The following is a 21,876-nucleotide window of genomic DNA, read 5'->3' as shown; positions in this document are numbered from 1 at the left end:
CGCAGCGCGGCCGCCGCCCCAAGACCCGACGCCGCCCCGACGCGGCCGTCCATCCAGGAGCAGAGACAATGTCAGGCATCAACTACAGCGACAAGATCCCCAATAACGTCAACCTGTCCGGCGACCGCACGCTGCAACGCGCGCTGGAACACTGGCAGCCCAACTACCTGCAATGGTGGCAGGACATGGGGCCGGACGGCTCGCACGGCTTCGATGTCTACCTGCGCACCGCCGTGAGCGTCGAGCCCGACGGCTGGGCCCACTTCAACCACGTGCGCATGCCCGACTACCGCTGGGGCATCTTCCTGGCGCCGCAGGACGGCCAGCGCAAGATCCACTTCGGCGAGAACATGGGCCGCGACGTCTGGCAGGACGTACCGGGCGAACACCGCGCCAACCTGCGCCGCATCATCGTCACGCAGGGTGACACCGAGCCGGCGTCGATCGAGCAGCAGCGCCACCTGGGCCTGACGGCGCCGTCGCAGTACGACCTGCGCAACCTGTTCCAGATCAACGTCGAGGAAGGCCGCCACCTGTGGGCCATGGTCTACCTGCTGCACCGCTACTTCGGCCGCGACGGCCGCGAAGAGGCCGACGCGCTGCTGCAGCGCACCTCCGGCGATTCGGACAACCCGCGCATCCTCGGCGCCTTCAACGAGAAGACGCCGGACTGGCTGGCGTTCTACATGTTCACCTACTTCACCGACCGCGACGGCAAGTTCCAGCTGTGCGCGCTGGCCGAATCCAGCTTCGACCCGCTGGCCCGCACCACCAAGTTCATGCTCACCGAGGAAGCGCACCACATGTTCGTGGGCGAATCCGGCATCTCGCGCGTGATCCAGCGCACTTGCGAAGTGATGAACCAGTTGAAGACCGATGACCCCGCCGCCGTGCGCGCCGCCGGCGTCATCGACCTGCCGACGATCCAGCGCTACCTGAACTTCCACTACAGCGTCACCATCGACCTGTTCGGCGCCGACCAGTCGTCCAACGCCGCCATCTTCTACGGCTCAGGCCTGAAAGGCCGCTACGAAGAGAGCAAGCGCAACGACGACCACCAGCTCAAGAACGACACCTATCGCGTGCTGTCGGTCGACAACGGCAGGCTGCGCGAGATCGAGGTGCCGATGCTGAACGCGTTGAACGAAGTGCTGCGCGACGACTTCATCCGCGACTCGGTGGCCGGCATCGGCCGCTGGAACAAGGTCATCGAAAAGAGCGGCATCGCCTTCCGCCTGCAGGTGCCGCACAAGGCCTTCAACCGCCAGATCGGCACGCTGGCCGGCATCCGCATGTCGCCCGAGGGCGAGATCCTGTCCGAGGCGCAATGGCAGGCGCACCGCCATCAATGGCTGCCCACGCCGGAGGACCGTGAGTTCGTCGCCTCGCTGATGGGCCGCGTGACCGAGCCCGGCAAGTTCGCCAACTGGATCGCGCCGCCGGTCATGGGCATCAACCGCCAGCCCGTGAACTTCGAGTACGTTCGTTTCAACTAAGGCCCCGTGGCGGCGCCATGCGCCGCCGCGCCGCGCATTCGGATGACCGCGATGAACGCCGCCCTGCCCATGGAAGTCCTGAAACAACACCTGATCGACCCCGAGATCTGCATCCGCTGCAACACCTGCGAAGAAACCTGTCCGATCGACGCGATCACGCACGACAGCAACAACTACGTGGTCGACCCGGACATCTGCAACGGCTGCATGGCCTGCGTGCCGCCGTGCCCCACCGGCTCGATCGACAACTGGCGATTGGTGGTGCGCAGCGACGCCTATTCGGTGCAGGACCAACTGAGCTGGGACGAACTGCCGCGCGAACAGCCCCTGCCGGCGGCCGCGGCCATCGTGGATGAGGCGGCGAACGCGGTCGTCGAACCGGTGTCGTCCGCCGGGGTGGCAGCCATGCCGTCCGCCACGCCCGGCGCCAGCGTGCCGCCGTGGTCCGCCGCGCATCCCTACGTCAACCTCTACACCCACAAGACGCCGGTGACCGCCACCGTGGTCGGCAACTACCGCGTCACCGGCGCCGACACCGACAGCGACATCCATCACATCGTGCTGGACTTCGGCGAGCTGCCGTTCCCGGTGCTGGAGGGCCAGTCGATCGGCATCCTGCCGCCCGGCACCGACGCCCAGGGCCGGCCGCACCACGCGCGCCAGTACTCGCTGGCCAGTCCGCGTGACGGCGAACGCGCCGGCTACAACAACCTGTCGTTGACCGTGAAACGCGTCACCGAGGACCACCAGGGCCAGTCGGTGAACGGCGTCTGCTCCAACTACCTGTGCGACCTGGCCAAGAACGACACCGTGCAGGTGATCGGTCCGTTCGGCCATACCTTCCTGATGCCGAACCACCCGCGCGCCAACCTCATTATGATCTGCACCGGCACCGGTTCGGCGCCGATGCGCGCCATGACCGAGCGCTACCGGCGCCGCATCGAAACGGGGGAGAATGGCCGCCTGATGCTGTTTTTCGGCGCCCGCACCGAACGCGAGCTGCCGTACTTCGGCCCGTTGATGAAACTGCCGCGCGACTTCATCGACATCAACCTGGCGCTGTCGCGCGAAGCCGGCCAGCCCAAGCGCTACGTGCAGGACCTGATCCGCGAACGCGCCGCCGTCGTGCGCGAACTGCTCGCCGATCGCAACACCTGCATCTACGTCTGCGGCCTGAAGGGCATGGAAGTCGGCGTGCTGGACGCCTTGCGCGAGGTGACGGTGCAAGCGGGACAGGATTGGACTATCCTGCACGATGTGTTGCGCCGCGAGGGGCGGCTGCACTTCGAGACCTATTGAACGGGCGGCCGGCTTCCGGCAAGCCCTCCAGGGGTCATCCATGCGAGGGGAAGTCCACCAATGAAGTTCGCTGATTTCAAGGACGGCATGCTGATCAAGGCCGGTCCGGTCACCATCACGGAAGCCGAAATCCTCGAGTTCGCCCGCAAGTACGACCCGCAGTGGTTCCACACCGATCTGAAGCGGGCCGCCGAGGGCCGCTGGGGCGGCCTCATCGCCAGCGGCTGGCATACCTGCGCCCTGGCCATGCGCATGGCGGTGGACGCCGCGCTGCACGATTCCGAGTCCTTCGGCTCGCCCGGCCTGGGCGAAGTGCGCTGGCGCACGCCGGTGCGCCCCGGCGATCAGTTGCGCCTGGAAGCCCGGGTGCAGGGCGCGCGCACTTCGTCCTCGCGTCCCGACCTGGGCATCATCACCTGGGCCTGGACGGTGATCAACCAGCATGACGAGGGCGTGCTGGAATTGGACGCGACCAGCTTGTTCGATCTCTCGGGGGATTGAACCCTGCCCGGAGCCGGGCGCCGGGGGCATCAAGCGCCGCCGAGCCTGGCCCATCCGGGGCCCATGTCGCAGTTGGCTTGTCCGGTAGCACGGATGCTCGTAACATGAACGCGTCGTGGGAGAATTGTGCCCAGCGACATTGAAGGCCCGCCCGGGAAACCGGGCGGGCCTTTCGTATATGGGTATGCCCAATGGTCCAAGCCATCAAGCAACCCCTTCCTGCTCTGACCCCGGCATTTCTCTCAGGCCCGCCCGCATCCGCCGGTGGGCTTTTTCTTGCGCAGCGCCGCTGCTTTCATCCGTCATCAAGGTTCCCTTCATGCAACTCCTCAAACCCATCAACGTCGGCCATGCGCCGAACGACCAGACCGGCGACACGCTGCGCGACGCCATGGCATTGGTGAACGAGAACTTCGCCAAGACGCGCTCCGGCGTGGAAGCCGTCGAAGTGGCCGCCGCCACCGCGCAGCGCAAGGCGGACGCGGCGATTGCCGACATCGAAAAAGGCGCGGCTGGCGGCGTGGCGCCTCTGGACGCGACGGGCAAGGTGCCGGCCGCGCATCTGCCTCCGCCTGCTATTCCGATGACGCAGAAATCGGCGCCGGGGGGCGTGGCACCGTTGGATGATGACGGCCGTGTGCCTGCCGATCATCTGCCGGTGCCGCAGCCGTCGGTACCCCTGGCGCAAAAGGGCCAACCCAATGGTGTTGCGACGTTGGCTGCTGACGGCAAGGTACCTTTCGGACAACTGCCTGAGCTTGTTCCAGCCTCGGCGAGGGCACAGCCTAATGGCATAGCAACCTTGGGCGAGGATGGCCGGATCGTCGCCAATCAATTACCGCCGTTGATCCCTGCGGCCGACAAGGGGCGTCCGGGCGGCATCGCGACTTTGGACGCCGAGGGGCGAGTGCCGGCACTCCAACTGGCCGCAGTGCTGCCGGACGAAAAGGGCCGGCCGGGTGGCGTTGCGACGCTGGACGCGGAGGGCAAAGTACCCGTGGGCCAAATTCCGCCTCTGCCCAGTGGACCACCAGTCGGCTCGGTAGCATGGTGGCCGCTGCGCACTTCCATCCCGTCGGGCCAGATTCCCGCCGATGGGCAGACCATTTCTCGCGACACGTTTCCCGATCTCGCAGCGATGGTGATCAGCGGTAGGCTGCCGGTGTTACCGGAGGCGGACTGGTTGGCGGATCCGCTCAAGCGGGGAAGCTACACCTTGGGAGACGGATCCACGACTTTCCGCGTGCCCGATTTGAACGCCAGGGCCGCAGGGTCTCTGGCGGCGACGGTGTTGCGAGGCGACGGCGCGAAATCCACGGGCGTGCCTGGCAGGTTGCAATCGGACCAACTCGGGCCGATGGACTACCGTGTCGTGAGCGGATTCAATCAAGCCACCAATGTTTTGGCGGATGCCTCCCTGAATGCCGTGATGGCATCGGGGAATTTTGCGGGCTACACGTTCACCACGGCGAGACAGACTACGAACGGCACACGTTGGATCGTTAATACCGGCGACGAAACGCGGATGGCGAACGTAACCGGCGTGTGGACGATTCACGCTTTCGCTGCCGCGATCAATCCCGGCAGCGTGGATATGGCACAACTGGCCAGTGATCATGCGGCGCTCAGTGCAGCGTTCCAGACGTTGCGCGCACAGGTTTTCGGCGTTGGCCAGACGCTTCAAGACGTTAGCGCGTCCCGAGCATTCGGGGTGACATACACCAACAGTACCGGGCGGCCGATCTCGGTTTACATCGTCGGCTCGTCCAACAGTAGCGCCGGGGGCAACATGTCCGTGATGGTAGGCGGCATCGCGGGTGGGCCTATCCGCAATTTTGTGTGCGGGGCATATCATGAGGACTAAAGATCATGGATATGCCGATGAAGAAAAGACGCACAGCAGCCGCTCAGGCGGCGGCCCGTGGGCCGCTGCCTGAAGTCCCAGCCGAACTACTGGACCATCTGGTCAAGGGACCGATGACGCCCAGCGAGGTTCAAGACCTGTTCCTGTCGTTCCAGAAGGCGGTGATCGAGCGCACGATGGCCGCCGAGATGAACCTGCATCTGGGCTATCGGCCAGGCGAGGACAAGCCCGAGGGCCAGGCCAACGAGCGCAACGGCGCCAGCGGCAAGACGGTGCTGACCGAGCGTGGCCCGGTGCGCGTGGAGCTTCCCCGCGACCGGGACGGCTCCTTCGCCCCGATCCTGATCCCCAAGCACGAACGACGCTTCACCGGGTTCGATGACCGGATCATCGCCATGTACGCCCGGGGCATGAGCGTGCGCGAGATCCAGGCGTTCCTGGCCGAGAGCTACGGCACCGAGGTCTCGCCGGACTTCATCAGCTCGGTCACCGACGAGGTCATGGCCGAGACGATTGCCTGGCAGAACCGGCCGCTGGAGGCGATGTACCCGGTGGTGTTCTTCGACGCGCTGCGGGTCAAGATCCGCGACGACGGCGGGGTCAGCAACAAGGCGGTGTACCTGGCGCTGGGTGTGCAGGCCGACGGCCAGCGCGACGTGCTGGGCTTGTGGGTCGAGCAGACCGAGGGGGCCAAGTTCTGGCTCAAGGTCTTCAATGAACTCAAGACCCGAGGGTGCCAGGACATCCTGATCGCCGTGGTCGACGGCCTGAAGGGCCTGGCCGAGGCCATCGGCACGGCCTTCCCGCGCACGACCGTGCAGACCTGCATCGTGCATCTGATCCGCAACAGCCTGGATTACGCGGGCTGGAAGGATCGCAAGGCCGTGGCCGCCGCCCTGCGCCCGATCTACGCGGCCGCCAGCGCACAAGCGGCCGAGCAGGCGCTGCAGGCGTTCGCCGATGGACCTTGGGGAACCAGGTACCCCACGATCGTCGCTGCCTGGCAACGGGCCTGGGAGAACGTCACGCCGTTCTTCGTGTTCCCGCCAGACATCAGGCGCGTGATCTACACGACCAACGCCATCGAGAGCTTGAACATGCAATTGCGCAAGATCATCAAGACGCGAGGCCACTTCCCAACGGATGAGGCCGCCATCAAGCTCCTATGGCTGGCGCTACGCAACGTGCTGGCCAAGTCCGTCAGAGCGACCTTCGACTGGAAAGTCGCCATGAACCAGTTTGCTATCCTGTTCGGCGAACGGTTTACTGCGGCCCGGGGATAACAACTTTTAAAACGCCTCGCCCACAAAAATACGGACAGGCTCTCGCGGGTACCCGTTCCATTACCCCATATAACGGCGTCTCACTGTCGCTCACGGCCGTCATTCCCCCCGGAATCACGTACCGGGTGGTAGCCGACAGCATGACGCAGAATTTCTGGACCGAATATCGGTGAGTCGTCATACACGCTCGCAACGGCGCTGGCAGCCTCAAGTTCCACGTGCCGCGTAAACCTATTTCCCGCCACTACCCCAATACGTGGCTGGCTTTTCATTCCGTGACGTATTGTCCCCCATCAGGGCCTTTCTCCTATGCAAATCCTAAAACCCATCAATATCGGCAACGCGCCTAATGATCAGACAGGCGACACGCTGCGCGCAGCCATGGCGATCGCGAACGAGAACTTCGCCAAAACGCGCGCCGGCGTGGACGCGGTCGAGGTCTCCGCCGCCGCCGCCCAACGCAAGGCGGACGCCGCCCTGCCCGCCGCCGAGAAAGGCGCCGCGGGCGGTGTCACGCCGCTGGACGCTGCGGGCAAAGTTCCGGCCGCGCACCTGCCCCCGCCGGCCGTGCCGCTGTCGCAGAAGTCGGCGCCCGGAGGCGTGGCGCCGCTTGACGACGATGGCCGCGTGCCTGTCGATCACCTGCCGATTCCGGTACCCGCCGTGCCGCTCGCGGAAAAAGGCCAGCCGAACGGCGTCGCCACGCTGGCCGCGGACGGCAAGGTCACGCCGGTGCAATTGCCCGACCTAATCCCTGCCGCCGAAAAAGCCCGGCCCAATGGAGTGGCTACCTTGGCGTCCGACGGCCGGATCGTTCCAGGCCAACTGCCAGCGCTGATCCCCGCCGCCGACAAGGGCCGTCCTGGCGGCGTGCCGACACTGGACGAGGAAGGCCGTGTTCCGGCCGCGCAACTGCCCGCGGTACAGGATGCCGTGCCGTTGGTGGAAAAGGGCCAGGCAGGCGGCGTCGCAACCTTGGGCGGAGACGGCAAGGTACCCGCCGGGCAGTTGCCGGTGATGGACAGCATCCCGCTGGGCTTCGTGTCCTGGTGGCCGAGTCGCGCCGCGATTCCCGCGGGTTGGGCACCCTTGGACGGCCAGACGCTAAGCCGGGCCGCTTTCCCCGACATGGGGGCTCGCGTGCTGGCTGGCGATTTCCCGCTGGTGTCCGAAGCCACTTGGCAGAGCGATGTGACGGCGCGGGCCAGCTATACGGACGGAGATGGCTTGACCACGTTTCGCGTACCGGACCTCAATGGCAAATCGTCCGGTGCGTTGGGCGCCGTGATGCTGCGCGGAGACGGCACTCGCTCGACCGGCTCGGATGGCGTGATCCAGCAGGATGCGCAGCAGAACATCACGGGCATTATTCAGTACAGCATCAATCCTGGCTCGGCAGCTGTCGCCAGCGGTGCGCTGGGGGTGCAGGCGAGAGGGACTGGTGTCTACGCGTTCGGAGCATCGGGCGCCGCCTATGACATTACGCTGGATGCTTCCCGCGTGGTTCGTACCGCTTCCGAAACGCGCCCCTTGAATGCCACCGGCTGCTGGGTGGTGAAGATCGCCGGCGCGGCGGTCAATACGGGCAAGCTGGATGCCTTGCAATTGGCCTCGGACCTGGCGAACGTGAACGCGCAGATGCAAACGCTGCAAGGCCAGTTGGGCAGTGTCCTGGGCATCGGGCAGACGCTGCAGGATGTGACGGCGCAACGGGCCTTGGCCACGAACTACACGAATCCGACGGCTCGTCCCATTGTCGTATATGGCGCAGGGACCTCCGCCGCGGCGGGGGCAAGCATGGCGCTGGTGGTCAACGGCTCGGTCGTGTCCACCAGTTCCTATGCGGGTGTCGGCGCCGAGTTCGGCGTGTCGAGTATTGTGCCCTCGGGGGCATCCTATTGGATTGTTGCCGCAGGCTTGACTAATGGGAACACGCTCAAGAAGTGGATGGAATATCGTTGATCGGGTTTGCTGGGACCGAGCCATCACATTTGCGGGATGGCCCGTGTCGCGCTACGGCCGCCGCATCGCCTTCAGGATATTCACCCCCTCCGGCCCCGCCGCCGCCTCCCACTGCTTCACCGAATCCACCGCCGCATTCTTCAGCGCCTGGCGCACCGGCATCGGCACGGCGGTGTCGATCGTCACGCCGTTCTTGCGCATGTTGGCGTAGTTCTGCTGCAACCGGCCTTCGATGCGCTTCCACTGCTCGGCCTCGGTCTGCGCGGCGGCCTGGTCGATGGCCTTGCGCGACTTCGCGTCCAGCGCCTGATAGGCCTGCAGGTTCATCGTTGCCACCGAGATCGGCATGGCGTAGTTGATCTCGGCGAAGCGCGGCAGGTGTTCCCACAGCTTGCGGCCGGCGCCGCCGTCGCCCGAGGACAGCACCGCGTTGACCTCGCCCGAGGCGATGCGCGGCATGGCGTCGGCGAACGAGATGTTCTGCGCGCGCGCCCCGGCCTTCTGCATCACGTCCTGCGAGGTCGCGTCATAGGTGCGGATGCTCAGCGCCTTCAGCGCGGCGACGCTGTCCACCTTGTCCTTGGACCAGATGCCCGAGGCCGGCCAGGGCGTGGTGTAGAGCAGCTTCTGGCCATGCGCGGCCAGCAGTTTCTCGTAGGCCGGGCGGGCCGATTTGTTCAGCGCGCGCGCCTTGGCCAGCGAGTCGGCCAGGAACGGCAGCGAGGACACGCCGAAAATCGGATACTTGGTTGCCAGCGCGCCGGCGAAGGCGTCGCCGGCATCGACCTTGCGCGCTTGCACTGCGTCGATCATGTCGCCGGACTTGATGCCGCGCGCGGCGTCGAAGCTGGCGTCGATCAACACCTGGCCGCCGCTCTTGCCGCGCACCAGGTCGGCGAAGGTGGACACGCCTTGTCCCGGCATCGAAGTGGCCGGGTACTCGGTGGTCATGGTAAGGGTGGTGGCGGCGAATGCGCCGTGACTTGCAAAAGCGATGGCGATGCCCGCCCACAGGCGGAACGAGGGACTGCCTTGCATGCGCGACTCCTGGTCGTGACGAAAAATCCGGGGTCGGGCAGGCGGATACAGCGGGCCGGCACCAGGCCAATGCCGCACAGCGTACGGCAAGGGCCCGGGCCCGGCTAGTTCCTGATAACCCTAAGTTCCTAGAACTTCAGGCTGGCGCTCAGCCCATAGGTGCGCGGGTCGCCCGCTTTCACGTAGTTGGGGCTCTGGTACAGCCAGTAGCGCTTGTCCGCCAGGTTGTTGATGCCGGCGCGGAAGGTGGTCTCGTAGCCGTAGATGCGCGTGTCGTAGGTGGCGCCGATGTTGACGATGGCGTAGCCCGGCACGTCGATCACGTTGCCGGGGTCGAGCATGGTCTTGCCGGTGTATTTGACGTCCGCGCGCAGTTTCAGGCCGGGAAGTTGCGGCACCGAGTAGGCCACCTGCGCCGCCGCCACGAACTTCGGCGCGCCGGCCACGCGGTTGCCGGTGAAGCCGACGCCCTGGCGGTATTCGGAATCCAGCAGCATCAGGCTGCCGCCGACGTTCCAGTTGGTCGCGATGCGGGCGGAACCGGCCAGTTCCAGTCCCTGGTAGATCGACTTGCCGTCCTGCACCAGGACGCGGTCGGCATTCGAGTATTCGGCCTTCTTCTCGATGCGGAACAGCGCGGCCGACGCGGCCCAGTCTTCCTGCTCGGTCTTGACGCCAAGTTCGTACTGTTTGCTCTTTAGCGGGTCGAGCAGGGCGCCGTAGTTGGCGTACTGCGTGCCGACGACGGAGCCGGGCTCCAGCGATTCCATATAGCTCGCGTAGGCCATGGTCTGCGGCGTGATCTTGAACATCAGCGCGACCGTCGGCGTGGGCACGCCGTTCTTCTCGTAGCGCGAGGTGCGCGCGCCGGTCGTGTCGAAGCCGGTCTGCTCGTAGTTGGTGTAGCGCACGCCGCCCAGCACCGACCAGCGGTCCGTCAGATCGACCGTGTCGCTGGCGAACAGCGCCTTCTGCGTGATCTCGGCGGCGCGGTACAGGCGCAGGCTGCCGTCGCTGTAGTAGGTGTTGGTGTTCTGGCTGCGCAGGTTGCCGGTGCCCATCAGCTGGTAGACGCCGTTGGAGCTGTAGTCGTTCTTCTGCTTCTGCCACGAGGCGCCCAGCACCACGTGATGACGCAGCGAGCCGGTGTTGAATTTGCCCTCGGCCATGCCCTGCCACTGGTTGTACTGGTAGGCCTCGCCGTAGTCGGAACGGTAGTCGTCGTAGTCGCCGGCGCCGTTGCGCAGCGTCAGCACGGATTCGTTGCGGCGCGTGCGGGTGGAGCTATAGCTGTAGTTGGTGCTGAAGGTCCAGGCGTCATTCAGCTGGTACTTCAGGCCGGTGGCGTAGAAGCGGAAGTGGTTGTTGGCATAGGGGCCTTCGCCCACCAGGGCGTCGCTGTTGCGCACCGTGCCCGGCAGCTTGCCGCCGGTCATGCTGCTGGTGGTGATGGTGGGCTCGATGCCGACCGCCTTGCGGTCCTGGTAGATCGACTGGAAGTCCCAGGTCAGGCGTTCGCTCAGGCGCGCATCCAGCGCCAGCGACACGGAGTCGCGGTAGAGCGAGCCATCGTTGTAGGTCGTGCCTTCCTCGTGCGTGGCGTTCAGGCGGTAGCCGAAGGCGCCGCTGGCGCCGGCCCGGCCGCCCAGGTCCACGTGTTCGCGCAGCAGGCCCTTGGACCCATAGCCGAGGTCGATGGCGCGCACGGGCTCGTCGGTCGGCTTTTTGGTCACGTAGTTGACCAGGCCGCCGGGCGTGCCGAAGCCGTACATGAAGCCCGAGGCGCCCTTGAGCAGGTCGATCTGCTCGAAATGCTCGTAGGGCAGCGTTGTCACGTAACTCAGGAACGGCTTGCCGTCGATGCGGTAGGAGTTCTGCCAGTCCAGCGGCAGGCCGCGCACCGTCAGGTAGCTGGCCCAGGCGCCGTTGGCCGAGCTGTTGTCGGAGACCGAGGCGTCCAGCGCGAACACGTCGCCTAGCTTGGCAACTTGCCGCGCTTCCATGTCGGCGGCCGTGACCACGGTGGTGGAGAAGGGGGTTTCCAGCTGCGTGCGGCTACCGAGCGCGCCGCCGTTGACCGGGCGATCGAGGTGGATCAGCGTATCGTCGACCGGCGCGGCGTTCACCGTCACCGCTGGCAGTTGCACGGCATCGCCTTGTTGCGCCTGCGCGCCGCAGGCGGGCGCCAGGCCCAGCGCCGCGGCGAGGACGGCGGGGTTGAACAGGGGGGCAATGCCGGGGCGGTTCTTCCCGCGGGAAGAGGGAGGGCGGGCCAAGATGGGTCTCCGATGCAAAAATCGGAAATATTATTGCTAACACAAATCGTTATCAATAAATGTTTGGCATCGTTGCATTGCCGCCTCGTGTTTTCGCGATGCGGCACGCAAAAAAAACGCCCCTCGAAAGGGGCGCACAGTCTTCGCCACGCCGGCGAACCGCGCGTCGGGAGCAGAGCCGGGCTCCGTCCGCGCGGCGAACTGCAAATCAATAGAAAGCCTGGATGCCGGTCTGCGCGCGGCCCAGGATCAGGGCGTGCACGTCGTGGGTGCCTTCGTAGGTGTTGACCACTTCCAGGTTCACCAGGTGGCGGGCCACGCCGAACTCGTCGGAGATGCCGTTGCCGCCCAGCATGTCGCGGGCCAGGCGGGCGATGTCCAGCGCCTTGCCGCACGAATTGCGCTTCATGATCGAGGTGATCTCGACCGCGGCGGTGCCTTCGTCCTTCATGCGGCCCAGGCGCAGGCAGCCTTGCAGCGCCAGCGTGATCTCGGTCTGCATGTCGGCCAGCTTCTTCTGGATCAGCTGGTTGGCGGCCAGCGGGCGGCCGAACTGCTTGCGGTCCAGGGTGTACTGGCGGGCGGTGTGCCAGCAGGCTTCGGCGGCGCCGATCGCGCCCCAGGCGATGCCGTAGCGGGCCGAGTTCAGGCAGGTGAACGGGCCCTTCAGGCCGGACACGCCGGGCATCATCTGGTCGGCGGACACTTCCACTTCGTCCATGACGATTTCGCCGGTGATCGAGGCGCGCAGGCCGACCTTGCCGTGGATGGCGGGGGCGGTCAGGCCCTTGGTGCCCTTTTCCAGGATGAAGCCGCGGATCTTGCCGTCGAACTCGCCGCCGACGCACTTGGCCCACACCACGAACACATCGGCGATCGGGGAGTTGGTGATCCACATCTTGTTGCCCGTCAGCTTGTAGCCGTCGGCGGTCTTGACCGCGCGCGTTTCCATGCCGCCGGGGTCGGAACCGTGGTTGGGCTCGGTCAGGCCGAAGCAGCCGATCCACTCGCCGCGGGCCAGCTTGGGCAGGTACTTCTGCTTCTGCGCTTCGCTGCCGAATTCGTTGATGGGCACCATCACCAGCGACGACTGCACGCTCATCATCGAGCGGTAGCCGGAGTCGATGCGTTCGACTTCACGGGCGATCAGGCCGTAGCTGACGTAGTTCAGGCCGGCGCCGCCGTATTCGGCGGGGATGGTGGCGCCCAGCAGGCCCAGCTCGCCCATTTCCGAGAAGATCTCCGGGTCGGTCTTTTCGTTGCGGAAGGCGTTCAGCACGCGCGGGGCCAGCTTGTCCTGCGAGTAGGCGTGGGCGGCGTCGCGCACCATGCGTTCTTCTTCGGTGAGCTGCTGGTCCAGCAACAGGGGATCTTGCCAATGGAACGAGGGATTCGAGGACATGCTGGGTCTCCGCTATGGATTTCCGTTTTCGGAATCTGGAAAGTTTAAACCTAAAATAATTGGCGCGGCAACCCGGGGTTTACGCGACGCGCGCGGGCGCGTCGCCGTGGGGTTGCCGCCGCCTCTCGGGTATCAGTGCCGGGCCTTGAGCGCCGCGTCGCGGATCTTGTCCAGCGTGGTCGACGGCGTGATGGTCTGCGGGTCGATGAAGCAGTGCAGGATGGCCGGCTTGCCGCTGGCCAGCGCGCGTTCGAACGCCGGGCCGAACTGTTCGGTGGTCTCGACGCGTTCGCCGTGGCCGCCGAAGGCGCGGGCGTAGTCGGCGAAGTCAGGGTTCTTCAGCTCGGTGGCGGAAATGCGGCCGGGGTAGTGCTTTTCCTGGTGCATGCGGATGGTGCCGTACATGCCGTTGTCGACCAGCACCACGATGATGGGCAGGTCGTACTGCACGGCGGTGGCGAATTCCTGGCCGTGCATCAGGAAGCAGCCGTCGCCGGCAAAGCAGACCACGGTCTTGTCGGGCCAGACGCGCTTGGCGCCGACGGCCGCCGGCAGGCCATAGCCCATCGAGCCCGAGGTCGGCGCCAGCTGCGTGCCGAAGCGGGTGAAGCGGTGGAAGCGATGCAGCCAGGTGGCGTAGTTGCCGGCGCCGTTGGTCATGATGGCGTCGGCCGGCAGGGTCTTTTCCAGGTAGGCCATGACCTGGCCCATCTGCAGCGCGCCCGGGGTGGTCACGGTGGTCGGGTCGCTCCACTTCAGGTACGACTCGCGCATGGCCTGCGTGCCTTCGGCCCAGGCCGGCTGCGCGGGGGCTTTCAGGCCGGCCACTGCTTCGGCGAAGGCGGCGGGCGAGGTATTGATGGCCAGCGTGGGGCGATAGACGCGACCCAGTTCGGCGGCGTCCGGATGCACGTGCACCAGCTTCTGCTTGGGCACCGGGATGTCCAGCAGCGTGTAGGCCTGGCTGGGGTTTTCCGACATGCGGCCGCCGACCAGCAGCACCAGGTCGGCGTCGGCCACGCGCTTGAGCAGGGCGGGGTTGATGCCCAGGCCGACGTCGCCGATGAAACACGGATGGTCGGCCGGGAACAGCATCTGGCGGCGGAACGACACCGCCGTGGGCAGCGCGTGGCGCTGCGCGAAATCGGCGAACTGCTGCACCGCGCGCGCGTCCCAGCGCGTGCCGCCAAGGATGGCGACGGGGTTCCTGGCCTGGGCCAGCAGTTGCTCCAGGTCGGCCAACTGGCCGGCGGTGGGAGCGGAGTCGATGACCTCGTAGCGGGGCGCGTCGGCCACCTGCGCGGCCTCCACCAGCATGTCCTCGGGCAGCGCGATCACCACCGGGCCGGGGCGGCCCGAGGTGGCGATGTGGAAGGCGCGCGAGATCAGTTCGGGAATGCGTTCGACCTGGTCGATTTCCGTGACCCACTTGGCCTGCGTGCCGAACACGGCGCGGTAGTCCATTTCCTGGAAGGCCTCGCGCTCGCGCATGCCGCGCTCGATCTGGCCGACGAACAGGATCATCGGGGTCGAGTCCTGCTTGGCGATGTGCACGCCGGCCAGCGCGTTGGAGGCGCCCGGACCGCGGGTCACCATGCAGATGCCGGGTTCGCCGGTCAGCTTGCCATGGGCGTCGGCCATCATGGCCGCGCCGCCTTCCTGGCGGCAGACAGTGACCTTGATGTCGGCGTCGTGCAGGCCATCCAGCACCGCCAGGTAGCTCTCGCCGGGAACGCAGAAAACGTGTTTGACGCCCTGGGCGACGAGCTGGTCGACGAGGATGTGGCCGCCGAGGCGGGATGCTTGCTGGGACATGGTGGGTGTCAGGATGAGCCGAGATTAAGACACCCGAGCATAATGTTCCTTGATCGCACAACGCAATTGATAAAATTGCACAATCTAGTGACCCGCCGGCACGACCGGGATGTTGCGCCGCGGCAGGCGCGGCGGGTGTTTCCGGCGATCTTCGGTTCCTTCCTGGCGGTTCCCGCTCCATGAGAAACGGCATTCCCAACCTCAGCGCCCTGCAGGCCTTCGAGGCCTCGGCCCGCCTGGGCAGTTTTTCCCGGGCGGCCGAAGAGCTGTCCCTGACCCACAGCGCGGTCTACCGCCAGGTCGCCAGCCTGGAGGCGCGGCTGGGCGTGCAGTTGTTCACGCGGGTGCGGCGCCGCATCGTGCTGACCGACCATGGCGCGGAATATGCGGGACGCATCCGCCATCACCTGGACCAGATCGAGAAGGACACCTTCGGCCTGGTGAGCCGCACCGGCATGGGCCGCAGTATCCACATCGCGGTGGTGCCGACACTGGCCACCACCTGGCTGATCCCGCGGCTGGCGGATTTCCAGCGCGAGCAGCCGGACATCACCGTCAGCCTGTCGGTGCGCACGCTGCCGTTCCAATTCAAGGACCAGCCGTTCGACGGCGCCCTGTACCACGGCGACACGCTGTGGCCGGGCACCCAGGGCGTGCTGCTGTTTCCGGAACGCGAGCTGGTGCCGGTCTGCGCGCCTGAACTGGCCGCCCGCGTCACCGAGGCCGGCGCCGGTGCCGGCGCGCTGGCGGGCATGACCCATCTGCATCTGAGTTCCCGCCCCGACGCCTGGCGCCAGTGGTACGGCGCCAACAATTACCTGTATGGCCCCCAGGCGGCGGGCGGTCCACGCTACGAATTGTTCACCATGGTGATGGCGGCGGTGCAGGCCGGGCTGGGCGTGGGCCTGATGCCGCGGTTCCTGGCGCAGCCGGCGCTGGACCAGGGCACGCTGGCGATGCCGGTGGCGCAGTCGCTGACGGTCAGCCAGGGCTACTACTTCGGCTATCCGCAGCGCAGCGAGCGTTCCGAGGCGCTGAAGCTGTTCGAGACCTGGCTCAAGTCGGCCGCCGCGGCGGTGGCGGGGCGCTGAGGGCATGGCGCAAGCGTCGCCGTAGAATGTGGCCCATCCCCCTGGCGTGGCCGGCGTACGCCGCAAGGTTGCGCGCGCCTGCGCCGGCGCTCTCCGCCGCCGGGCACCTCTCTTGATGCCTTGATTTCCGTTCCATGTCCGATTCCCGCCAACCGCTCGCTTCCCAGGCCGATATCGACGCCTTCATCGACGCCGTCTGGCTCGAGGACGGCCTGTCGGCCAACACCCTGGCCGCCTACCGGCGCGACCTGACCGGCTTCGCGCGCTGGCTCGAAGACCCCGAGGCCTACGCCCGCGAGATGGCCGACCGCCACGGCGAGGCGGCTTCGGCCCAGGCGCAGCCCGCCGGTCCCGCCAAGGCGCTGGCCGAGGCCGGCAAGGCCGACATCGAGGCCTGGTTCGCCTTCCGCCACGAGGAAACCCGCGCCACCACCGCCAACCGCCGCCTGGCCGCGCTGCGGCGCTTCTACGCCTGGGCGCTGCGCGAGCACCGCGCGGCGCAGGATCCCTGTCTGACGCTGGTCGCCGCCAAGCAGCCGCCGCGCCTGCCCAAGACGCTGTCCGAGCAGCAGGTGGATGCCCTGCTGCGCGCGCCCGACCTGGGCCAGCCGCGCGGCCTGCGCGACCGCGCCATGCTGGAAACGCTGTACGCCACCGGCCTGCGCGTGTCGGAACTGGTCGGGGTGCGGGCGCTGGACGTCAGCCTGAACGAGGGCGTGGTGCGCGTGGTGCAGGGCAAGGGCGGCAAGGACCGCCTGGTGCCGCTGGGCGCGGAGGCGGCGCACTGGATTGACCAGTATCTGAAGACCGCGCGCCCCGAGCTGGCCGCCGGCCGCGTCAGCGACGCGCTTTTCATCACCGGCCGGGCCGAGGCCATGTCGCGCCAGGCGTTCTGGCAACTGGTCAAGAAATACGCGGTGCTGGCCGGCGTGCACGCGCCGCTGTCGCCGCACGTGCTGCGCCACGCCTTCGCCACCCATCTGCTGAACCACGGCGCCGACCTGCGCGTGGTGCAGATGCTGCTGGGCCACGCGGACATCTCCACCACCCAAATCTACACCCACGTGGCGCGCGAACGCCTGAAGGCGCTGCACGCCACGCATCATCCGCGCGGTTGAGGGCGTTTGCGCGCCGCCGCCCGCGTGCCTACACTTTTGCCTTCGCCTTTTCAGCGCCCCGCCATGAGCAAAGCCCGCCACGTTTCCGAAACGCCCGCCACCCAGTTCCTCAAGCAGCACAAGGTGGCGTACACCGAGCACACCTACGACTACGTCGATCATGGCGGCGCCGGCGAGGCCGCGCGCCAGTTGGGGCTGGACCCGCACGCGGTGGTCAAGACGCTGGTGATGGAAGACGAATCGGCCAAGCCGCTGATCGTGGTGATGCACGGCGACCGGGAAATCTCCACCAAGAACCTGGCGCGCCAGGCCGGGCTGAAGAAGGTCGAGCCCTGCAAGCCCGAGGTCGCGCAGCGCCACTCCGGCTATCAAGTGGGCGGCACCTCGCCGTTCGGCACGCGCAAGAAGATGCCGGTGTGGGTCGAGGCCGAGGTGCTGCAATACCCGGTCGTCTACATCAATGGCGGCCGCCGCGGCTACCTGGTGGGTATCGATCCGAACGTGCTGGTGAGCCTCCTGGGCGCCAAGCCGGTGACGGTGGCGCTGGAGTAGGGCGCCTGCCATTGCCCGGCGCCGCGCGCGGCCGCGCATGCATGTCGGGGGCGGGCGCGGTCCCGCTTCGGGGCATCCACCTTGGCGTGGTATCCCGTTACCACCCTCGCCTGCGCGGGTAGGAGCACAATGGACCGCAGAACATCAAGAACCGGCCGCCCGGCCCTCGGGCGCTTCAGTCGGCGATCCCCCATCCCCAGGAGACAATCATGAGCAAGAGACTGTTGATGCTGGTCGGCGACTACGCCGAAGACTACGAAACCATGGTGCCGTTCCAGACGCTGCTGGCGGTGGGCCATACGGTGCACGCGGTCTGCCCTGGCAAGAAGTCCGGCGAGAGCATCGCCACCGCCATCCACGATTTCGAAGGCGCGCAGACCTACAGCGAGAAGCGCGGCCACAACTTCGCGCTGAACTACGATTTCGAGCGCGTCGAGGCCGGCTCGTACGACGGCCTGGTGATCCCCGGCGGCCGCGCGCCGGAATACCTGCGCCTGAACGAAAAGGTGCTGGAGATCGTGCGCGCCTTCGATCAGGCCAAAAAGCCGATCGCCGCCGTCTGCCACGGCGCCCAGCTGCTGGCGGCCGCCGGCATCCTGGAAGGCCGCACCTGCTCGGCCTACCCCGCGTGCGCGCCGGAAGTGCGGCTGGCCGGCGGCACCTACGCCGAGATCGGCATCGACCAGGCCTACACCGACGGCAACCTGGTGACGGCGCCGGCCTGGCCGGCGCATCCGGCGTGGCTAGCGCAGTTCCTGGCCGTGCTTGGGACCAAAATCACGCACTGAGCCTGGGCCGCGCGGCGAGCGCCCGTGGGCGCTGCCACGCGCGCGCCGGCGCCGCATGCCCCTGAAAGCGGGGCGTTGCCACGCCATGGGGGCGTTCCGTGCCGCCACAAAAAAAGGCGCCTGCCGCGGCAGGCGCCTTGCTGCATGACAAGGCGCGTGGATCAAGCCGCCATGTCGAGCACGATGCGGCCCTCGATCTGGCCGCGACGCATGCGGTCGAACACGCTGTTGATGTTCTCCAGCTTCTCGGTGGCCACTGTGGCATGCACCTTGCCTTCCTCGGCGAACTGCAGCGACTCCTGCAGGTCCAGGCGCGACCCCACGATCGAACCGCGCACCGTCACGCCGTTGAGCACCATGTCGAAGATCGACAGCGGGAAGTCGCCCGGCGGCAGGCCGTTGAGCGCCACCGTGCCGCCGCGGCGCACCATGCCCAGCGCCTGCTCGAAGGCCTTGGGCGAGACCGCCGTGATCAGCGCGCCGTGGGCGCCGCCGATTTCCTTTTTCAGATAGGCCGCCGGGTCGGTGGTCTTGGCATTCACGACCACTTCCGCGCCGAGGCGCTTGGCAAAGGCCAGCTTGTCGTCGTCGATGTCCACCGCCGCCACGTTCAGGCCCATGGCGCGCGCATACTGCACCGCCATGTGGCCCAGGCCGCCGATGCCGGAGATCACGACCCAGTTGCCGGGCCGCGTGTCGGTCATCTTCAGGCCCTTGTAGACCGTCACGCCGGCGCACAGCACCGGGGCGATGTCGACGAAGCCGACGTTCTTCGGCAACAGGCCCACGTAGTCGGCAGCGGCCAGGGCGTATTCGGCGAAGCCGCCGTTGACCGAGTAGCCGGCGTTCTGCTGCTGCTCGCACAGCGTTTCCCAGCCGCCCAGGCAATGCTCGCAATGACCGCAGGCGGAATACAGCCACGGGATGCCGACGCGGTCGCCTTCCTTGACGTGCGTCACGCCTTCGCCCACCGCCACGACGTGGCCCACGCCCTCGTGGCCGGGGATGAAGGGAGGATTGGGCTTGACCGGCCAGTCGCCCTCGACCGCGTGCAGGTCGGTGTGGCAGACGCCGCAGGCCTCGATCTTCACCAGCAGTTCGCCGGCGCCGGGGCGCGGCACGTCGACTTCTTCGATTTCCAGGGGTTTGCCGAATGCGCGAGCCACGGCGGCCTTCATGGTTTTGTTCATTGCTACCTCCGAAGTCAGATCAGTCTTAGCATGCTCGGATGGGGACGCGTCCGAGACCTTGATTTATATCAACGGCTTCCGGACGAGTCGGACGAAAGAAACTTATCGTTGCAGAATGGGCGGGAATACCCCGGGACAGAGGGGCATTGCCTGGCGGATCGCCCCGCTGCAGAGGCGTCTTGCCGGGCTGGCGGCTATCGTCGTACAGTGGCCCGCAAGCCTCGTGTCCGCCCCAGGAGCTCCCATGTGTGAAATCTTCATCCGCGCGAGCGAACAGTCCTACGCGCCCGAAACCCGCTCCCTGCGCCTGCACGGGGCGGCCACCAGCCTGCGGCTGGAACAACTGTTCTGGCAGGTGCTGGAGGAAATCGCGGCGCGCGACGGCATGCGGGTGACGCAGCTGATCGAGCGCCTTTACGACGAGCTGGTGGAATACCGCGGCGAGGCCGCCAACTTCACCTCGTTCCTGCGCGTGTGCTGCCTGCGCTATCAGTTGCTGCAGGCCGAAGGCCGCATCCCGGCCGATGCCGCGGTGCCGATCCGGTCGCTCAATCCGCGGGCGGTGCTGGAAGGGCTGCCGCCGTCGATGTACGACCCGCAGCCATTGCGGTCCAAGCGTCCGGTGGCGGCGTAGCGCCGCGTCGGCGGCACCGGGGCGCGCCACTCGCGGCCTGCTTCCGCCCGTATTCAGCCCTGCCGCCAGACGTAAAAAAGCCCGATCGACGATCGGGCTTTTTCGTGGCCGGAGGGCGCCTGGATCAGCCGCCCGGCTGGGCCGAGGCCATGGCCACTTCGCTTTGCACGATGCGGCGGATGCGCACGGCATCGCCGATGCGCGACAGCTTGCCCTGCGAATCCAGCAGCACGATTGCCAGGTCGCGGCCATTGATGCGCGCCAGCATCACCAGGCATTCGCCGGCTTCGTTGATGTAGCCGGTCTTGGACACCTTGATGTCCCAGTCGGGCTTGCGCACCAGCAGGTTGGTGTTGCGGAACGTCTGCGTGCGGTTGTTGATCTCGACGTCGTACTCGGTATCGGTGGAGTAGCGGTGGATCAGCGGGCGCTGCGAGGCGGCGCGCAGCAGGCGGGCCAGGTCGTGCGGCGACGACACGTTGTCGCTGGACAGGCCGGTGGGCTCGATGAAATGCGTGCTGGTCATGCCCAGCGACTGTGCCTTGGCGTTCATGGCGGCCACGAACGCGGGCAGGCCGCCCGGGTAATGGCGACCCAGCGCGTTGGCGGCGCGGTTTTCGGACGACATCAGCGCCAGGTGCAGCATGTCGCCGCGCGACAGTTTGGTGCCCACGCGCAAGCGCGAGGTGGTGTGCTTGAGGCCGTCGATGTCTTCATCGGTGATCTCGAGCATTTCATCCATCGGCTGGTTGGCGTCCACCACCACCACCGCCGTCATCAGCTTGGAAATCGAGGCGATGGGACGCACCACGTTCTCGTTCTTGGCGAAGATCACGGTGGAGGTGGCCAGATCCTGCACGTACGCGGTGCTGGAGCGCAGCGCGGCGGCCTCGGCGCGCACCGACACGGCGGGCGGCGGCATGGCCGCCGCGGCCGCGGCGGCAGCCGTGCGCTGCGCGCGCGACGGCTTGTTCGGCTTGCCGTTCTTGCCGGCGGCGCCCTTCTTGGATGTCCCTTGTTGGGCGACGGCCTGCTTGCCGCCCTTGGGCGGCGCTTTCTTGCCCGCAACCTGCTTGGGCGCGCCCTTGGCCGTGGCCTGTTTGCCCGAGGCGCCCTTGGGCGTGGATTTTGCGGCGGCCGACTTCGGCGCGGCTTGCTTGCCGGCGGCTGCCTTGGGCGCGCCTTTGGCCGCGCTCTGTTGGGGGGGCCAGCCTTCTTGGCGGGCGCGGGGGCTTTCTTGGCTTGTTGCGCCTTGCAAGCGGCCGACTTGGCGTTGGTCTTGCAAGGGTCGGTGGTCTTCGCGGCGAAGGCGGCAGAGGGCAGGAGCGCGCACATCGCCAGCGCCGCCGGCGCTATCGCGTTCGCAATTGCACGTTTCCAGTTAAATGCCATGGTTTAAGCAGGCTTATCAGGCTGTGAAGAATTATTTCCCCGGTCAAGCTTGCGACGGTTCGGGAAAAGTCCAGATGAATTAGAGGCTTACGCGTCGAATTTAAACAGTAATTTCAAGTGGCGCGCAAGGCGATTCGCTATCTTCGCCCAAAAAATTATTGGGGTCATATTGACG

At 66.7% G+C, this 21,876-nt stretch carries 17 protein-coding genes; 11 read left to right on the top strand and 6 right to left on the bottom strand.

Going from position 1 to position 21,876, the window contains the following annotated elements; genetic code table 11:
- Window positions 1-68 precede the first annotated feature (68 nt).
- The 6 genes from boxB (at window position 69) to AruCF_RS19485 (ending at window position 8,405) form a co-directional block, all read left to right on the top strand.
- Entirely contained in the window at window positions 69-1,496 is a 1,428-nt protein-coding gene (boxB, locus tag AruCF_RS19510; RefSeq protein WP_049075447.1) for a benzoyl-CoA 2,3-epoxidase subunit BoxB, read from the top strand.
- 51 nt (window positions 1,497-1,547) lie between these two features.
- Window positions 1,548-2,795 carry a benzoyl-CoA 2,3-epoxidase subunit BoxA gene (gene boxA, locus AruCF_RS19505; protein ID WP_049075445.1) on the top strand — a complete coding sequence of 416 codons (1,248 nt, stop codon included), beginning with the start codon at window positions 1,548-1,550 and terminating at the stop codon, window positions 2,793-2,795.
- Between the two features lie 60 nt (window positions 2,796-2,855).
- Window positions 2,856-3,296: a MaoC family dehydratase gene (locus AruCF_RS19500; protein WP_049075443.1), complete on the top strand. Its 441-nt coding sequence runs from the start codon at window positions 2,856-2,858 to the stop codon at window positions 3,294-3,296.
- Between the two features lie 319 nt (window positions 3,297-3,615).
- The gene (locus AruCF_RS19495; RefSeq protein ID WP_053086020.1) at window positions 3,616-5,160 is read left to right on the top strand and encodes a phage tail protein; all 1,545 of its coding nucleotides are present in this window, start codon (window positions 3,616-3,618) and stop codon (window positions 5,158-5,160) included.
- Between the two features lie 11 nt (window positions 5,161-5,171).
- Window positions 5,172-6,443, top strand: coding sequence for an IS256 family transposase (locus AruCF_RS19490; RefSeq protein WP_144419191.1), 1,272 nt, complete (start codon window positions 5,172-5,174; stop codon window positions 6,441-6,443).
- Window positions 6,444-6,752: 309 nt separating this feature from the next.
- Window positions 6,753-8,405, top strand: coding sequence for a Tail fiber protein 2 (locus AruCF_RS19485; RefSeq protein ID WP_049075441.1), 1,653 nt, complete (start codon window positions 6,753-6,755; stop codon window positions 8,403-8,405).
- A 51-nt stretch (window positions 8,406-8,456) separates the two neighbouring features.
- Here the strand turns inward: AruCF_RS19485 and AruCF_RS19480 are convergent, their stop codons facing one another.
- The 4 genes from AruCF_RS19480 to AruCF_RS19465 form a co-directional block, all read right to left on the bottom strand.
- Window positions 8,457-9,443 carry a TRAP transporter substrate-binding protein gene (locus tag AruCF_RS19480; RefSeq protein ID WP_049075440.1) on the bottom strand — a complete coding sequence of 329 codons (987 nt, stop codon included), beginning with the start codon at window positions 9,441-9,443 and terminating at the stop codon, window positions 8,457-8,459.
- 128 nt (window positions 9,444-9,571) lie between these two features.
- Entirely contained in the window at window positions 9,572-11,719 is a 2,148-nt protein-coding gene (locus tag AruCF_RS19475; RefSeq protein WP_080977467.1) for a TonB-dependent siderophore receptor, read from the bottom strand.
- A 208-nt stretch (window positions 11,720-11,927) separates the two neighbouring features.
- Window positions 11,928-13,121 (bottom strand): acyl-CoA dehydrogenase, encoded by a 1,194-nt coding sequence (locus tag AruCF_RS19470; RefSeq protein WP_006385528.1) that lies wholly within the window; start codon window positions 13,119-13,121, stop codon window positions 11,928-11,930.
- 132 nt (window positions 13,122-13,253) lie between these two features.
- Window positions 13,254-14,936: a thiamine pyrophosphate-binding protein gene (locus AruCF_RS19465; RefSeq protein WP_049075439.1), complete on the bottom strand. Its 1,683-nt coding sequence runs from the start codon at window positions 14,934-14,936 to the stop codon at window positions 13,254-13,256.
- A gap of 179 nt (window positions 14,937-15,115) precedes the next feature.
- On the opposite strand from AruCF_RS19465, the gene AruCF_RS19460 reads away from it, so the two are divergent.
- The 4 genes from AruCF_RS19460 to AruCF_RS19445 all read left to right on the top strand — a co-directional run bounded on the left by AruCF_RS19460 (window position 15,116) and on the right by AruCF_RS19445 (window position 18,485).
- On the top strand, window positions 15,116-16,027 hold the full coding sequence (locus AruCF_RS19460) for a LysR substrate-binding domain-containing protein (protein ID WP_049075438.1): 912 nt from the start codon (window positions 15,116-15,118) through the stop codon (window positions 16,025-16,027).
- A 134-nt stretch (window positions 16,028-16,161) separates the two neighbouring features.
- Complete coding sequence (gene xerD, locus AruCF_RS19455) at window positions 16,162-17,145, top strand: site-specific tyrosine recombinase XerD (protein ID WP_049075436.1); 984 nt, start codon at window positions 16,162-16,164, stop codon at window positions 17,143-17,145.
- Between the two features lie 63 nt (window positions 17,146-17,208).
- On the top strand, window positions 17,209-17,697 hold the full coding sequence (gene ybaK, locus AruCF_RS19450; protein WP_049075435.1) for a Cys-tRNA(Pro) deacylase: 489 nt from the start codon (window positions 17,209-17,211) through the stop codon (window positions 17,695-17,697).
- Window positions 17,698-17,906: 209 nt separating this feature from the next.
- Window positions 17,907-18,485, top strand: coding sequence for a DJ-1/PfpI family protein (locus AruCF_RS19445; protein ID WP_049075431.1), 579 nt, complete (start codon window positions 17,907-17,909; stop codon window positions 18,483-18,485).
- Between the two features lie 161 nt (window positions 18,486-18,646).
- Here AruCF_RS19445 and adhP read toward each other — a convergent pair whose 3' ends face one another.
- Entirely contained in the window at window positions 18,647-19,675 is a 1,029-nt protein-coding gene (gene adhP / locus AruCF_RS19440) for an alcohol dehydrogenase AdhP (RefSeq protein WP_049075429.1), read from the bottom strand.
- Between the two features lie 244 nt (window positions 19,676-19,919).
- Here adhP and AruCF_RS19435 point away from each other — a divergent pair, with 244 nt between their 5' ends.
- Window positions 19,920-20,309 (top strand): ribbon-helix-helix domain-containing protein, encoded by a 390-nt coding sequence (locus tag AruCF_RS19435; protein ID WP_049075427.1) that lies wholly within the window; start codon window positions 19,920-19,922, stop codon window positions 20,307-20,309.
- A gap of 124 nt (window positions 20,310-20,433) precedes the next feature.
- Here AruCF_RS19435 and pbpG read toward each other — a convergent pair whose 3' ends face one another.
- Window positions 20,434-21,594, bottom strand: coding sequence for a D-alanyl-D-alanine endopeptidase (gene pbpG / locus AruCF_RS19430; protein WP_254431141.1), 1,161 nt, complete (start codon window positions 21,592-21,594; stop codon window positions 20,434-20,436).
- Between the last annotated feature and the right edge of the window lie 282 nt (window positions 21,595-21,876).

The sequence above is a fragment of the Achromobacter ruhlandii genome, assembly GCF_002082135.1.
Taxonomy (GTDB): domain Bacteria; phylum Pseudomonadota; class Gammaproteobacteria; order Burkholderiales; family Burkholderiaceae_B; genus Achromobacter; species Achromobacter ruhlandii.
Note: the sequence above shows the minus strand (reverse complement) of the source record. Positions and strands in the feature narration are given on the sequence as shown.

Excerpts from the sequence above, each read along its gene's own strand:
- adhP (WP_049075429.1), bottom strand. The coding sequence starts at position 19,675 with ATGAACAAAACCATGAAGGCCGCCGTGGCTCGCGCATTCGGCAAACCC.
- AruCF_RS19490 (WP_144419191.1), top strand. The coding sequence starts at position 5,172 with ATGCCGATGAAGAAAAGACGCACAGCAGCCGCTCAGGCGGCGGCCCGT.
- AruCF_RS19445 (WP_049075431.1), top strand. The coding sequence starts at position 17,907 with ATGAGCAAGAGACTGTTGATGCTGGTCGGCGACTACGCCGAAGACTAC.
- ybaK (WP_049075435.1), top strand. The coding sequence starts at position 17,209 with ATGAGCAAAGCCCGCCACGTTTCCGAAACGCCCGCCACCCAGTTCCTC.
- AruCF_RS19485 (WP_049075441.1), top strand. The coding sequence starts at position 6,753 with ATGCAAATCCTAAAACCCATCAATATCGGCAACGCGCCTAATGATCAG.
- AruCF_RS19460 (WP_049075438.1), top strand. The coding sequence starts at position 15,116 with ATGAGAAACGGCATTCCCAACCTCAGCGCCCTGCAGGCCTTCGAGGCC.
- AruCF_RS19470 (WP_006385528.1), bottom strand. The coding sequence starts at position 13,121 with ATGTCCTCGAATCCCTCGTTCCATTGGCAAGATCCCCTGTTGCTGGAC.
- xerD (WP_049075436.1), top strand. The coding sequence starts at position 16,162 with ATGTCCGATTCCCGCCAACCGCTCGCTTCCCAGGCCGATATCGACGCC.
- boxB (WP_049075447.1), top strand. The coding sequence starts at position 69 with ATGTCAGGCATCAACTACAGCGACAAGATCCCCAATAACGTCAACCTG.
- boxA (WP_049075445.1), top strand. The coding sequence starts at position 1,548 with ATGAACGCCGCCCTGCCCATGGAAGTCCTGAAACAACACCTGATCGAC.
- AruCF_RS19495 (WP_053086020.1), top strand. The coding sequence starts at position 3,616 with ATGCAACTCCTCAAACCCATCAACGTCGGCCATGCGCCGAACGACCAG.
- AruCF_RS19500 (WP_049075443.1), top strand. The coding sequence starts at position 2,856 with ATGAAGTTCGCTGATTTCAAGGACGGCATGCTGATCAAGGCCGGTCCG.
- AruCF_RS19480 (WP_049075440.1), bottom strand. The coding sequence starts at position 9,443 with ATGCAAGGCAGTCCCTCGTTCCGCCTGTGGGCGGGCATCGCCATCGCT.
- AruCF_RS19465 (WP_049075439.1), bottom strand. The coding sequence starts at position 14,936 with ATGTCCCAGCAAGCATCCCGCCTCGGCGGCCACATCCTCGTCGACCAG.
- AruCF_RS19435 (WP_049075427.1), top strand. The coding sequence starts at position 19,920 with ATGTGTGAAATCTTCATCCGCGCGAGCGAACAGTCCTACGCGCCCGAA.